The sequence below is a fragment of the Arthrobacter dokdonellae genome (assembly GCF_003268655.1).
GTDB classification, from domain to species: Bacteria; Actinomycetota; Actinomycetes; order Actinomycetales; family Micrococcaceae; genus Specibacter; species Specibacter dokdonellae.
Genome location: NZ_CP029642.1, coordinates 3175107 through 3188120 on the forward strand (window position 1 = coordinate 3175107; position 13014 = coordinate 3188120).

11 protein-coding genes are annotated in these 13014 nt (G+C 66.6%); 4 read left to right on the top strand and 7 right to left on the bottom strand.

The features are described 5' to 3' along the window. Positions 1-885: 885 nt before the first annotated feature. The 4 genes from DMB86_RS14135 to DMB86_RS14150 are packed head-to-tail and all read right to left on the bottom strand — an operon-like array spanning position 886 to position 4778. A complete protein-coding gene (locus DMB86_RS14135) occupies positions 886-1371 on the bottom strand; it encodes a ribose-5-phosphate isomerase (RefSeq protein WP_269467405.1) in 486 nt (161 codons plus the stop codon). Further along, positions 1368-3110 carry a dihydroxyacetone kinase family protein gene (locus DMB86_RS14140; RefSeq protein ID WP_113718371.1) on the bottom strand — a complete coding sequence of 581 codons (1743 nt, stop codon included), beginning with the start codon at positions 3108-3110 and terminating at the stop codon, positions 1368-1370. The genes DMB86_RS14135 and DMB86_RS14140 overlap by 4 nt, the downstream gene beginning before the upstream one ends. A 41-nt stretch (positions 3111-3151) precedes the next feature. Beyond that, positions 3152-3928: an SDR family NAD(P)-dependent oxidoreductase gene (locus DMB86_RS14145; RefSeq protein WP_113718372.1), complete on the bottom strand. Its 777-nt coding sequence runs from the start codon at positions 3926-3928 to the stop codon at positions 3152-3154. A 25-nt stretch (positions 3929-3953) separates the two neighbouring features. Continuing rightward, on the bottom strand, positions 3954-4778 hold the full coding sequence (locus DMB86_RS14150; RefSeq protein ID WP_113718373.1) for a sugar phosphate isomerase/epimerase family protein: 825 nt from the start codon (positions 4776-4778) through the stop codon (positions 3954-3956). A gap of 200 nt (positions 4779-4978) precedes the next feature. Between DMB86_RS14150 and DMB86_RS14155 the strand changes: the two genes are divergently transcribed. The 4 genes from DMB86_RS14155 (at position 4979) to DMB86_RS14170 (ending at position 9006) form a co-directional block, all read left to right on the top strand. After that, the gene (locus DMB86_RS14155) at positions 4979-6316 is read left to right on the top strand and encodes an MFS transporter (protein ID WP_113718374.1); all 1338 of its coding nucleotides are present in this window, start codon (positions 4979-4981) and stop codon (positions 6314-6316) included. A gap of 22 nt (positions 6317-6338) precedes the next feature. Then, positions 6339-7235 carry a transketolase gene (locus DMB86_RS14160; protein ID WP_113718375.1) on the top strand — a complete coding sequence of 299 codons (897 nt, stop codon included), beginning with the start codon at positions 6339-6341 and terminating at the stop codon, positions 7233-7235. Further along, entirely contained in the window at positions 7235-8233 is a 999-nt protein-coding gene (locus tag DMB86_RS14165) for a transketolase family protein (protein ID WP_113718376.1), read from the top strand. The genes DMB86_RS14160 and DMB86_RS14165 overlap by 1 nt, the downstream gene beginning before the upstream one ends. Before the next feature lie 113 nt (positions 8234-8346). Then, on the top strand, positions 8347-9006 hold the full coding sequence (locus DMB86_RS14170) for a GntR family transcriptional regulator (RefSeq protein WP_113718377.1): 660 nt from the start codon (positions 8347-8349) through the stop codon (positions 9004-9006). Positions 9007-9199: 193 nt separating this feature from the next. On the opposite strand, the gene DMB86_RS14175 is transcribed toward DMB86_RS14170, so the two are convergent. The 3 genes from DMB86_RS14175 to DMB86_RS14185 all read right to left on the bottom strand — a co-directional run bounded on the left by DMB86_RS14175 (position 9200) and on the right by DMB86_RS14185 (position 13009). Next, positions 9200-9988, bottom strand: a complete 789-nt coding sequence (locus DMB86_RS14175; protein ID WP_113718378.1) for an EcsC family protein — start codon at positions 9986-9988, stop codon at positions 9200-9202. Between the two features lie 335 nt (positions 9989-10323). Further along, positions 10324-11181: an aldo/keto reductase gene (locus DMB86_RS14180; protein WP_113718379.1), complete on the bottom strand. Its 858-nt coding sequence runs from the start codon at positions 11179-11181 to the stop codon at positions 10324-10326. 115 nt (positions 11182-11296) lie between these two features. Continuing rightward, complete coding sequence (locus DMB86_RS14185; RefSeq protein ID WP_113718380.1) at positions 11297-13009, bottom strand: ABC1 kinase family protein; 1713 nt, start codon at positions 13007-13009, stop codon at positions 11297-11299. Positions 13010-13014 lie beyond the last annotated feature (5 nt).

The following is a 13014-nucleotide window of genomic DNA, read 5'->3' on the forward strand; positions in this document are numbered from 1 at the left end:
GACAACGAACAGAAATTGTCCTGCGCCACCTGCTTGCCATCTGGGAGATGGAGGGTGAACCGGCGAAGCTGGACAGCTGGTCGCAGAGGACCCGTGCCGACGTAATCGACATTTGGTCGCATGGTCCTGTCGGGCGATGTGGCGTCGGTGAGAGATCTCCACATCACCCTGGGTGGACAGTGCGTCGACATTCCTCGCGAGGATAATTCCATTGCAGATCGTGGGGAACACTTCCGCCATGGGAGCACGCGATCAGGGACCCCACTAAAACTGCCAGGTAATGGCTGCGGGAGGGCGGATGGCGGTGAGACCAGACGTCGGGTTGGGAGGGACCTGCTGCTACGGGGGTGGCAGTTTACGTGTCGTCTTGGTGCGGGTTGGCCGACGGCGGTCCTTCCATGTCAGATCCAAGGAATCGCAGGGAATTTTTGGCGTGCCTCCGCGGGGATTCTCCTGGCCGCCGTGTCGAGGTCGACGAGAATGGATTTCATGGCTTCCCGGGTGCGCCAATTGTCTTCCCTGCCGAAGCTGCCCTCCCCCTCTGAGTCAATCTCTGCCGCCCAGTCGAGCCGCCGCTCCATGTCGGATAGGATTCCTAAAATTCTGCATTTTGGCGACGTGGTCGGAGAAAAAGTTGGTTCCGAAGGCTGCTGAGGAACGAACCGTCCGCCTTCAGGAGATCCCTTGGGAGCGCGGTTCGAAGAGGCATCGCTTCGCTGGTGATGTGGTCCATGACGGCTCCTGCCGCCCCAGATCACCACAGGGTAAAGATGCACATCGAAGTCGATGCCAAATCGTCGAACCAGCGGCGTTGCAAGGTGGGGTAGCTGGCCACATCAGCCAGTCACCAGCGAGGACCAACTGCCCCTCAACCGGCGAGATTCGTCAGCAGCCCTCAAAGTCCGTCAGGACCTGCACCTTGGCGGCCGAAGCCGAGCCGGTGTCGAAGGAGTAACCCAGCCATTCCCTGGCCAGGCGCCGGGCCAATTCGACGCCGATGACGCGCTGGCCCATCGTGAGCACCTGGCAGTTGTTGGACAGGACAGAGCGCTCGACCGAAAACGAGTCATGCGCTGTGGCGGCTCGGATGCCCTCGACCTTGTTGGCCGCGATGGCGACACCGAGGCCGGTGCCGCAGAACAGTATGGCGCGGTCGGCCTGGCCGTTCCTGATCATCTCCCCGGCAGCAATGCCGACGTACGGATACGGCCGCGTGAACTCCGCGTCGCCGCGGTTGACGCCGATGTCGATGACTTCGCTGATCCGGGGATCGGCCCTGGCATCCGCCAGGACCCGGTCCTTGTAGTCAACGCCCGCTTCGTCGGCGCCCACGATGAGCCGTATTCCCATGGTGATCTCTTCCTTCGTCATTGCTTGGCCGCGGCCAATTGGTTGATGTTCGCCAGGTGGGGCCCCATCACGGTGAAGACCATGGCCAGGGACGTGGCGCCCGGATCGGGCGTCCCGATGCTCTTTTCGGCGAGCGGCCGGGCCCGGCCCAGCCGGGGGCGCAGCCCTGCCGTCGCTGCGGCTGCCGCTGTGGCTTCGACGGCAGCAGCAGTCCAGGCGGCCGCCACGTCCACGCCTTCCGCCAGGTGCCGGCCAAACGCCGCAGTGAGGGGGACCAGGGCGTCGACCATGGTCTTGTCCCCCGGCTCCGCCTTGCCCAGCCCTTGGATCCGGGCAGCAAACGCATTCACGGCTTCGAGCAGCCGGCCCGGGGTGGGCGCCGTGCTGTCCCCCAGCGTTTCGCCGAGGCTGCGCAGCCCGGCACCCCACAGGACGCCTGAGGTTCCTCCGGCCTTGTCCGCCCAGGCGTCACCGGCCTCGGCGAGAACAGTCCCCGCACCGGCGCCCAGTCCGAGGGTCCCCACGGCGGCCGCGACGGCGGCGTCGATTCCGCGGACCATGCCGCGTCCGTGGTCGCCGTCGCCGGCGATGGCGTCCAAGTCCCCCAGCATCGCTTCCGCGTCGTGGACGGCCCGCGCTGCCGCCTCCAGGGCGGCCACGCAACGGCGGGCGTAGGCCTTCGAGTCGTCGCCGGCCGAGTAACGGGCACCGCCGGGGACGGTGCCGCCCGCCTCAATCCAGTCGTCCTGACCGGCCGGCGACGCAACGTTCCCGCGCTTGTACGCCGGCGACTCCGCCGGAGCGCACCAGAGCGGCTCGAGTTCGTCGTCGAGCCACGTGACTGTCAGCGACACGGCTGCCATGTCGAGGCTCGTGACGAGCTCCCCCACCTCCGGCATGACGAGTTCGTAGCCGGCGCCGCGCAGCAACGGCGCCACGGTCCCCCACAGCACAAACAGTTCCTCGTACTTGGTGGAGCCCAGGCCGTTAAGCACCACGGCAATCCGCTGGCCGGACCCGGACGGCGTTTCCGCCAGGATCCGGGCCACAAGTTCCCGGCCGAGTTCGTCCGCCGTCGGAAGCGCCATGTCCAGGAGACCGGGCTCCCCGTGGATGCCCAGCCCGAGCCCCATTTGCATCTCGCCAAGGGTGAAGAGCGCGGCGTCGGCGCCGGGAAAGGTGCAGCCGTGGAAGGCGCTGCCGATGGTCCGCGTGCTGCTGTTGGCCTTGCGGCCCAGGCGCACCACCTCCGCCAGGCTGGCCCCCGCTTCGGCGGCGGCGCCCATGACCTTGAAGACCGTAAAGTCCCCCGCAATCCCGCGGCGCTTGGCACTTTCCCCGGGTGCCGCGCTGGCGATGTCGTCCGTGACCACCACGTTGTCAACGGCGACGGCCTCTGCCGCCAGCCGCTCCGTGGCCAGGCCGAAGTTCATGACGTCGCCGGCATAGTTCCCGTAGGCGAAGACGACGCCGGCTCCCTGGTCCGCTGCTTTGGCCACGGCGTACGCCTGCTGCGCCGACGGGGACGTGAAGATGTTGCCGACCACGGCGCCGTCAACCAGCCCCGGGCCGATGAAGCCGGCGAAGGCCGGGTAGTGCCCTGAGCCGCCGCCGGCCAGAACAGCCACCTTCGGCGCGGCGGAGCGGTGCCGCCGGATGGCACCGCCGGGGACCTGCCGGACCAGGTTCGCGTTGGCGTCGCAAAACCCTGCCAGGGCCTCCTCGGCAAACCTTGCCGGGTCGTTGAATAGTTTGGTCATGGTGCTGCTCTCCTGCTGTGGACTCGGGCCCGGGATGGGGCTTAGTGGAGGTGGCTGCCGCCGTTGATGTCCACCGTGGTGCCCGTCAGGTACGCGGCGTCCTCGGAGGAGAGGAAGGTGATGACGGCGGCGATTTCCTCGGTGGTGGCGGTGCGGCCCACGGGAATGTCGCGGGCGATGGCCGCCTCCTGCTCGTCGGTGCTGCCGACGCGGATGTTGGTGTCCACGGCGCCCGGCGTGATGGCGTTGACCGTGACTCCTGTATCGCCTATTTCGCGGGCCAGGGCCTTGGTGAACCCGAGGATGGCCGCCTTGGCCGAGGAGTAGGGAACCTTGCCGAAGACGCCGCCGCCGCGCTGGGCGGACACGGAGGACATGTTCACGATGCGGCCCCATCCGGCGTCGATCATTCCCGGCAGGAAGGCCTTGGTGACGAGGTAGGTGCCGGTGGCGTTGACGGCGAAGATCTTGTTCCACAGTTCCAGGGTGGTTTCCAGGAACGTCACCGGCGAGGTGATGCCGGCGATGTTGACGAGGGCGCCCACGGTGGGCAGGTTGCCCGCGGCCACCTCGGCCTGGACGGCGCCGTGCGCGGTGGCCACGGAATCCTCGCTGGCGACGTCGATGGCGTGGCCGAAGGCGGGGACGTTGAATTCGTTGCCGACCTCCATGGCCACCTTGGCGGACTTCTCGCCGTCGAGGTCCAGGATGACGACGGCCCAGCCTTCGCGGGCGTAGCGGCGGGCGGTGGCGAGGCCGATGCCGCGCTCGGAGGTGGCTCCGGTGAGGACGGCGGTGCGCTGGATGGCGTTGGACATGATTCTCCTTGAAGGGTGGGTGGAACTAAATGAGGGTGGAAATATGGGTGGCGGCCTGTGCGGCAGCGGTGGCCCGTTCGCCGTCGGCCACGTCACGGGTCTCGAGTTCGAGCGAAAAGTGCCCGGTGTAGCCCTTGGACTTCAGGGCGGAGAGGCCGGCGGCGAAGTCGGCGTCGCCGTTGCCTATGCTGAGGTTGATGTTGCCCGGCACGGCGTCCCGGAGGTGGACGTGGGTGATGGTCGCGTGGAAGCGTTCCACGAAATCCAGCGGGTCTGCCCCGGACGCCACGATGTGGCTGAAGTCCATGACGGTTCCGACGCCGGACCCGGCCAGCCTGCCGATGAGCAGGCCGGCGCGGTCCAGGTCCGAGCACAGCCGGAAGTAATGCAGCGCCTCCGTCCACAGCTCGACGCCCATGGCGACCGCGCGCCGCTGGGCGCTCGTGAGGGCGGAAGCGACCGCGTCCAGATCCGCGTCCAGGCCCTGGACCGGCTCCCGGCTGGGGGCGCCGCAGGGAAGGACGAGCGCCTTGGCCCCGGTCTCGACGGCGAGCGCCAGGAGCATCTCGAGGTGGCGGCGCCGGTCCCTTTGCGCGCCGGCATCCAGAGTGGCATTGAAGTCGCCAATGTCGCCGTTGACCGAACGGACCTTCAGGCCCGACGCGGCGATTTGCCCGGCAACGGTGCGGACGTCCTCCTCGCCCAGCTCGTAGGGAACGTGGTCGCAGACGCCGGGAAGGGCGCCGAGGTCGATCTCCTCGAAGCCAAGCCCGGCCATGGTCTGCAGGGCGTCCGGGAGATCCAGGTGACGGAAGCTGATCGACGAACAGCCCAGCCGGGGATTGAACATTGGTGTTGCTCCTTACGTGGGACCGCCACCCGCAGCCCGGGTGACGAGAACCACACTAGAACGTTTTACTGTCAACAGTCAACCTTCGAAGTTGACTGTTGACAAACAGAAATGATTCAGGTCACACTGGCGTATCATCTGTTAACAGTCGACACCATGATGCCGCAGCATCAGTCGCCGTTTGAAAGGTAATTACGACCATGAGCAATGAAGCTCTCACCATGCGCGGACCGGTCCACGGCACCAAGGACGCCAGGCGCGTGGCCCTTGGTTCCAGCGTGGGCGCCGTCATCGAAACGTACGACTTCATCGGTTTCGGAACGGCCGCCGCCCTGTACTTCGGCACCGCGTTCTTCCCGGGCGCCGATCCCGTCACCGGCACCCTGGCCTCCTTCGCCACCCTGGGGGTGGGCTTCGCAGCCCGGCCGCTCGGCGGCATTATTGGCGGCCACCTCGGCGACAAGCTGGGACGCAAGCCAGTGCTGGTTGCATCGCTGGTCCTGATGGGACTGGCCACGTTCGCCATCGGCCTGCTGCCCACCTACGCAACAGTGGGGCTCCTGGCGCCGGCCCTGCTGGTGTTTGTCCGCATTGTCCAGGGCCTGGCCTTCGGCGCGGAATGGGGCGGCGCCATCCTCATGAGCTACGAACACGCTCCATGGAAGAAGAAGGGCAAGTACACCGGCATGGTCCAGGCCGGCTTCCCCGTCGGCCTGCTGCTGGCGAACCTCGTCTTCCTCTTCAGCGTCCACCTGGGCAATTCGTGGGCCTGGCGCATCCCGTTCCTGGGCAGCATCTTCCTGGTCATTGTCGGATTGATCATCCGGTCCAAGGTGCCCGAGTCCCCCGTGTTTGACGAGGTCAAGGCCTCAGGCACCATCGTCAAGTCGCCGATCGTGGAAGTCATCAAGACGGACTGGCGCAACATTGTGCGCGGCATCGGCCTGCGCATCGCCGAGACGGCCGGCTACGCCGTGTCCATCACCTACATGATCTCCTACCTCCACACCACCGGCCTTTCCAGCAAGACCGAGACCCTCGTTGCCCTGAGCGTTGCCGCGGCCATCGGCATCTTCGCCACCGCCGCCTGGGGCCACCTCACCGACAAGATCGGACGCCGGCCCCTCTACATCTGGTCCTGCGCGTTCGCCGTGCTGTTCGCCTTCCCCATGTTCCTGCTGGTCAACACCGGCCTGTCCATCCTCATCATCCTGACGGTCATCATTTCCTACGCCGTCTGCCAGAACTCCCTTGCCGGTGCCCAGGGCCCATGGTTCCCCGAACTCTTCCAGGCCAAGACCCGCGCCTCCGGAGCGTCCCTGGCCTACCAGATCTCCGCCACGGTCTCCGGCTTCACCCCGTTCATCACCACGCTGCTGTTCATCAGCTTCGGCTGGGCCGGCCCCGCCGCACTCTTCATGCTCTACGCCCTCATCGGCCTGGCCGCCGCCATCAGCACCCGGGAAACCTGGGGCAGGCGCGAACGCCAGCTGGCGGATGAGGCCACCAAAAGCACCCCGCTGACAGTCAACGCCTAAGCCCACGAAAGGCAGAAATCACATGTCCACACTGGACACGACCACCACGCGGCCCACGGCCGGCGGCACGTTCGAAGACCGCCGTCGGACTGTCTCCGACGCCGCCTACCGCATCCGGCACCACGCCCTGAACATGGGCGAGGTCCAAGGCCAGGGCTATGTCGGCCAGGCCCTCGGCGCGGCGGACATCTTCGCCACCGTCTACGCCAGCCAGCTCACCTACCGCGCCGGCCAGCCCGACTGGGCCGGACGCGACCGCTTTCTGCTCTCCACCGGCCACTACGCCATCGGCCACTACGCCGCCCTGGCCGAGGCCGGAATCGTCCCCGTCGAGGAACTGGAAAGCTACGGCTCGGACGACTCGCGCCTGCCGATGTCCGGGATGTCCACCTACACGCCCGGCATGGAAATCTCCGGCGGCTCCCTCGGCCACGGGCTCTCCATCGCCGTCGGCATGGCCCTGGGCCTGCGCCACCAGGAATCCAGCGCCCGCGTGTTCAATTTCCTCTCCGACGGCGAACTTGACGAAGGCTCGACCTGGGAGGCCGCCATGGGGGCCCACCACCACCAGCTGGGCAACTTGACGGCCATGGTGGACATCAACGCGCTCCAGGCCGACGGCAAGACGGACACCGTCCTGCGCACCGAGCCCGTGAAGGACAAATGGACGGCCTTTGGCTGGTACGCCCAGCGCATCGACGGCAACGACACTGCCGCACTGCTGGAGGCCTTTGACAACGCGGCCGCCCGGGCCGCCACCCACGGCCAGCCCTCGGTGATCCTCTGCGACACCAAGGTGGGCAGGGGCGTGCCCCTGCTGGAGGACCGGGAAAAGGCGCATTTCATGCGCATCGAAGAGCACGAGTGGCAGATCTGCCGCGAGCAGCTGAGCAACGGCTTTGAAGGGACGGCCCACTGATGGCCAACACGCTGGCACCGACCAAAAGACTGAAGACCTCCGCCATGATCGCCTCGTTTGCCGACCCGGGGCAGAAGACCGCTTCCGCCCCGTTCGGGCACGCGCTGGCCAAGGCCGCGGAGGCGGACGAGCGGATCGTGGGCCTGACCGCGGACCTGGGCAAATACACCGACATGCACATCTTTGCCCAGCAGCATCCGGACCGCTTCTTCCAAATGGGCATGGCCGAACAGCTCCTCTTCGGCGCCGCGGCCGGCATGGCCCAAACCGGGCTCATCCCCTTCGCCTCAACGTACTCGGTCTTCGCCGCACGCCGTGCCTACGACTTCCTCTGCCTCGACATTGCCGAGCCCAACCTCAACGTCAACATCATTGGCGGCCTGCCGGGGCTGACGACCGGCTACGGCCCCAGCCACCAGGCCACCGAGGACATGGCCATCTTCCGCGGCATGCCCAACCTGACCATCGTGGACCCTTGCGACTCCGTTGACATTGAACAGGCCGTGCCTCAGCTGGCCGCCAGCGACGGGCCCACGTACCTGCGACTCCTGCGCGGGAACGTGCCCACGGTCCTGGACGAATACGACTACACCTTTGAACTCGGCAAGGCCAAGGTGCTTCGCGGCGGCAACGACGTGGTCCTGGTCTCCAGCGGCCTGATGACGATGCGCGCCCTCCAGGCAGCCAAGGCCCTGGAGGCACACAAGGTGGATGTCGCCGTCGTACATGCCCCCACCATCAAGCCCTTCGACTCGGCGACTGTCCTGGCCGAGCTGGCCGGCGACCGGCTGGCCGTGACGCTGGAGAACCACACGGTGGTTGGCGGACTGTTCGAGACCGTCGCCTCGGCCGTGGTCACCGCCGGGCTCGGCAAGCGGGTGGTTCCCATCGCCCTGCCGGACGAGTTCCTCGATGCCGGTGCCCTGCCGACGCTCCACGAGCGCTACGGCCTCTCCGTGTCACGCATCGTGGAGAAGGTGCTGGCCGAACTGGGCTGACTTTCGCCGCCGGGCAGCCGCAGGCGCGGGACCTCCCACTGGTCCCGCGCCTGTGGCGTAGCATCAACTGTTAACACCTGACAGTAAACAATCGCACCTTCAAGGATCACACCATGCCAGCAGCCACTGCCTCCCTCCTCGGGTTGGAAAAGAAGAGCCTCCGCGAACAGGCGGTTTCCGCGCTGCGCGCCGCCATCACCAGCGGCGCCCTGGAGCCCGGCAGGCACCTGGTGGAGACCGAGCTCTCCGACATGCTGCAAATCAGCCGGGGCACGTTGCGCGAGGCGCTCCGCCAGCTGGAGCAGGAAGGGCTGCTCTCCGCCGGCGCCCGCGGACGCCTCTCCGTGCGGCACCTTGACGCCAAGGAAATCCGCGACATCTTCGCCGTGCGGGCCACCCTGGAATCCCTCGCCGTGCGCACGCTGTGTGAACTGCCCAACCGGTCCGCGGTGATCAAGTCCCTGCGCGCCGCCGCCAACCACATGAAGTCGGCCGCCAAGGGCACGCTGGAGGCCCGGATCGAGTCGGACCTCGAGTTCCACCGGACGCTCTGCAAGCTCAGCGACAACCAGACCCTGCTCCATTCCTGGGAATCACTGGAGGGGTCCATCCGGATGTCGATCATGTTTGCCGGGCTGGAACGGGCCGTCAAGAACATGGACGTTGACCGGCACCTCGAGATCGTGGAGGCGATTGAGACCGGCGACCCCGAGGCCGCACAGTCCGCCGTTCTTGGGCACATGGACGTGGCGGCGGAGAATCTGGTGGCGTAGGGCCGGCGGATTCAGGCCCCGATACGAGAGTCGGATCCACAGTGACGCACAGACTGACAATACTGTGTCCTCGCTTCGAGACCCGCCCGAAGGAGCCTTCGGCAGAGGCTGGATGCCCAGAAGCAGCCGACCCCGACACATAAAGCCCAGAATTCCGGCAACGAGGCCAGGGCCACAGCCAGCAGCGACTGGATCAGTCGAAGGGGAACATCGTTCTGGTGGTGCGCCCGATGACGCCTGTCATCGTGGCATCAACCGTTCCTCCGATGACACCACCGACCAGCGGTATTCCTTTCGCCAAGGTGACTAGCGAGCGCTTACTGCCGTATTTGGCCAGAAGCATGAAGCCGGCCTTCTTGTTGATCTGGCGAATGACCGCAATTGGAATGCTCTTAATCGCCTGAAGTGCAACCTTCTCGCCGACTTTAAGGCCGACTGCCTTGGCGATCTGTTGTGCGTTGGAGCCGACTGCGATGAGCGTCGCTACCGTGCGGACGTGCGGATCCTTCGGGTCGTACCCTCTTAGGTAGGCTATTGCCGCGGCCAGTCTGGCGTTAATCACGAGTGCACCAGCCATGTTGGCGGGGATGGTCACCGGCATCGCGATGAACCCGCCAAGGCCCGTCACGAAACCGTTGACGCCGGCTGCTTCGACTGACTCGACGATCAGCCTCTTGATTGCCTTTTCAACATCAGCGCGCTCATCCGAATCAAACATTCTTGTCGGGCCGAAGTTGGGCTGGTATCGCGGCCCCTGGACTCGGCACAACCGGTCCTCTGCCCATGCAATCGACCCCGACAAAGGACCAACACCTGTGTCGATCACTTTTCCGACCAGTTTCAGGAGCTGCCCGGACGCCCTTTCTGCCACGGTTTCCGGTAATTCCTCAGACTCAACGACGGTTTCCCCGGGCATTTCCTGGGATTCAATCGCGACATCGTCCGGCGTTTCCTCCGGTTCGAGTGTGGTCGTGCTGGTCATTGCGCTTCCCCCTGAGCTCTTGGATATGCATCTCAAAGGTTGAGAAGCTCCCCGCGACGGACCGTCCACCTCGATCGGCGACATGGACAGTCTTTTGAGCACTGTAACAGGGCAGGACACCAAACAAAGAGAGAGGCCCGTCTGATCTGTGCCGATAAATCTAATCCGCATGCCGAACGGCAGCCGACAAGGCGATGTTCAAGACTCCTACACCGTCGGTTACGTCCACCTCCCCAGCGGCAATAACACTCGGTCGTCGGGACGCGCGGCGCGGACGACCGGGCACCAAAGGAGGTCCCGCCGTCGCACGTCATCCGCGACCGGTTGACGCCCGGCTAGCTGTTCCGGCGCCCGCCCAGCCAGCTGACCATGGCGGGGTCGCGGTGGTCGAAGAAGAGGCTCGCGCCGGTGTCCAGGGTGGCGATCCGGCCCATTTCCTCCTCGGTGAGGGTGAAGTCGAAGACGTCGAAGTTCTGGGCGATGCGGTCCGGGCGGACTGACTTGGGGATGACCACCACGCTCCGCTGGGTGAGCCAGCGCAGCACCACCTGGGCAACGGACTTGCCATGGGCGTCAGCGATTTGGCTAAGGATCGGGTTGGTGAACAGGCCGTTCCTCCCCTCGGCGAAGGGGCCCCAGGACTCGATCTGCACGCCGCGCCCGACCATCAGGGCCTGGTCGTCTGCGCGCTGGTGGAACGGGTGGGTTTCGATCTGGTTGACGGCCGGGGCGATCTCGTTGTGGTCGATGAGGTCGACCAGCCGGTCGGGGTGGAAGTTGGACACGCCGATGGCCCGGGCCAGTCCTGCCGTGTTCAGCTTCTGCATGGCCCGCCACTCGCTGTAGTAGTCGCCCAGGGGCTGGTGGATCAGGTACAGGTCGACGTAGTCCAGGCCCAGCCGGCGCAGGGAGTTCTCGAAGGAGAGCCTGGTGTCCTCCTCAACGCTGCCGGCGGGGGCGTGCTGGATCCACAGCTTGGTGGTGACGAACAGGTCCTCGCGGGCTATGCCGCTGGCCTTGATGGCCGCGCCGACCGCCTGCTCGTTGCCGTAGGCGGCCGCCGTGTCCAGGAGGCGGTACCCGGCAGCAAGCGCGGCTTCGACGGCGGCCTGGGTTTCGACGTCGGGAATCTGGTAGACGCCGAAGCCGAGGATCGGCATCTGGACGCCGTTGTTGAGTGTCACGTTTTGCATGGATGTTCCTTTGGTCGTGGGTGAACGTGTCCTCCATCAAGAAAACCAGCCCGGGAGCCCACAAGGAAGAGCCTGCCGTGCGGTGTACCGCCGGTTCCCTTGCCCGAGGGGCCAATCACCGCCGACGGCGGCCCGCCCACAAGCCCACCAAGAGCGGGAGCACTGACGCCACCATCAGCACGCTGCCCAACACAGGGTCGCTGGCGCGGAGCACGGCGCCGGCAATGAGGAGGGCGCCGAAGACCACCGCCCAGCCGGTCCGCTGCGTGGCGTGGTTCAGGCGGGCCAGCTGCCGTTCCAGGCGCGGCACGTGCACCGCCAGCGAGCCGTCCTCGAGGCTGCTCACAAGGCCGTCCAGGCGCTTGGGCAGGCGGAAGGCGACGGATGCGACGTCGAGCGCCTGGGCCGCCGCGTCCTGCGCAAAGTTGCCTCGCTCATCACGCAGCAGCTTCGCCGCATAAGGTTCCACCGAGTCCCACAAGTTGAAGCGCGCGTCCAGCGAACTGCAGACCCCGGAGGTCAGCGACAGGGCGCGGATGATGAGCAGAAAATTCTCCGGGAGCTGGAACGGAAGCGACCGGATCACGTCGCCGAACTCCAGCCCGAAGTCGCGGAACTCCCGCGGGTCCACCTCGCGAAGTTCGGCAAAGCCCATCCCGCCAAACCGGCCGAACAGCCGCGTCATGGCCCGCTCCAGCGCGGCCGTGTCCGCCGACTGCACCAGCACGCCAATCTCGGTGATCGCGGCCACCAGCCCCTTGCCGTCCCTCGCGGCGGCGGCGATTAGCAGCCTCCGAAGGCCGCTTCGCGTCTTGGGCGGGACCTCTCCCATCATGCCGAAATCGATGAAGGTCAGCTTCCAGGGATGCTCCGAGGATGCATCGACCGCGGGGGTGACGAAGATGTTGCCGGGGTGCGGATCGGCGTGGAAAAAGCCGTTCGTAAACAGCTGGTCGAACATGACGGAGGCAAACATCGGCGCCACCTCCGCCGGGTCGATCCCGGCCGCCCGCAGCCCCTGGGCATCGGTGATCTTGATGGCCGTGACGTCCTCGAGCGTGAGCACGCGGCGGGTGGTCCGTTCCCAGACGACGGCGGGCACCGCCACCCGCGCGTCGTGGGCGAATTCGACGGCGAAGCGCTCGGCTCCGGCGGCCTCGTGCTGGTAGTCAATCTCCTCGAGGCTCGTGGTCGCGAACTCCTCCACCAGCGCGGGCGCGTTGGCGCGCGTGGACACGAAGCGGATGCGGCTCAGCCAGCCTGCCACCTTGCGCAGCGCGGCGAGGTCGACGTCCACGATCGCGCCGATGCCCGGCCGCTGCACCTTCACCACCACGCCCTGGAGGCCCGTGTCCGCAGCGTCCACAGGGCGGAGCCGTGCCCGGTGCGCCTGCCCCAGGGAGGCGGCGGCAAGGGGCACCTCCTCGATCGACGCGAACACGGCATCCAGCGGCGCACCCAGCTCCGCCTCCGCCAGGGCACGGATGGCGGGGAACGGAACCGGCGGCACCTCGTCCTGAAGCCCGGCCAGTTCCTCGGTGATCTCCGGCGGCAGCACGTCCAGCCGGGAGGACATGAACTGGCCCACCTTGATCATCAACCCGCCCAGTTCCACCGCCAGCGCATGGAAGCGCTGGGCGAAGCGCCGCATCCTCACGGACCGCGTGCGGTTGGCCACCCATGCCAGCCCGATCCGCGGGAGGAACAGCTCATACCACCACGTCACGGCCAGGTTCCACGCGGCGAACCGCAGGATGCGCCGGTACCGGGCCCTGGTGTCCCCCGCGGCCAGACCCGGATCCGCGCCGCCTGCAGTGTCCGGCTCCACCCCCT

Bases quoted from the DNA above. Each gene is read 5' to 3' on its own strand.
- DMB86_RS14150 (WP_113718373.1), bottom strand. From the start codon at position 4,778: ATGTTCAATCCCCGGCTGGGCTGTTCGTCGATCAGCTTCCGTCACCTG.
- DMB86_RS14140 (WP_113718371.1), bottom strand. From the start codon at position 3,110: ATGACCAAACTATTCAACGACCCGGCAAGGTTTGCCGAGGAGGCCCTG.
- DMB86_RS14155 (WP_113718374.1), top strand. From the start codon at position 4,979: ATGAGCAATGAAGCTCTCACCATGCGCGGACCGGTCCACGGCACCAAG.
- DMB86_RS14165 (WP_113718376.1), top strand. From the start codon at position 7,235: ATGGCCAACACGCTGGCACCGACCAAAAGACTGAAGACCTCCGCCATG.
- DMB86_RS14175 (WP_113718378.1), bottom strand. From the start codon at position 9,988: ATGACCAGCACGACCACACTCGAACCGGAGGAAACGCCGGACGATGTC.
- DMB86_RS14135 (WP_269467405.1), bottom strand. From the start codon at position 1,371: ATGACGAAGGAAGAGATCACCATGGGAATACGGCTCATCGTGGGCGCC.
- DMB86_RS14145 (WP_113718372.1), bottom strand. From the start codon at position 3,928: ATGTCCAACGCCATCCAGCGCACCGCCGTCCTCACCGGAGCCACCTCC.
- DMB86_RS14170 (WP_113718377.1), top strand. From the start codon at position 8,347: ATGCCAGCAGCCACTGCCTCCCTCCTCGGGTTGGAAAAGAAGAGCCTC.
- DMB86_RS14160 (WP_113718375.1), top strand. From the start codon at position 6,339: ATGTCCACACTGGACACGACCACCACGCGGCCCACGGCCGGCGGCACG.
- DMB86_RS14180 (WP_113718379.1), bottom strand. From the start codon at position 11,181: ATGCAAAACGTGACACTCAACAACGGCGTCCAGATGCCGATCCTCGGC.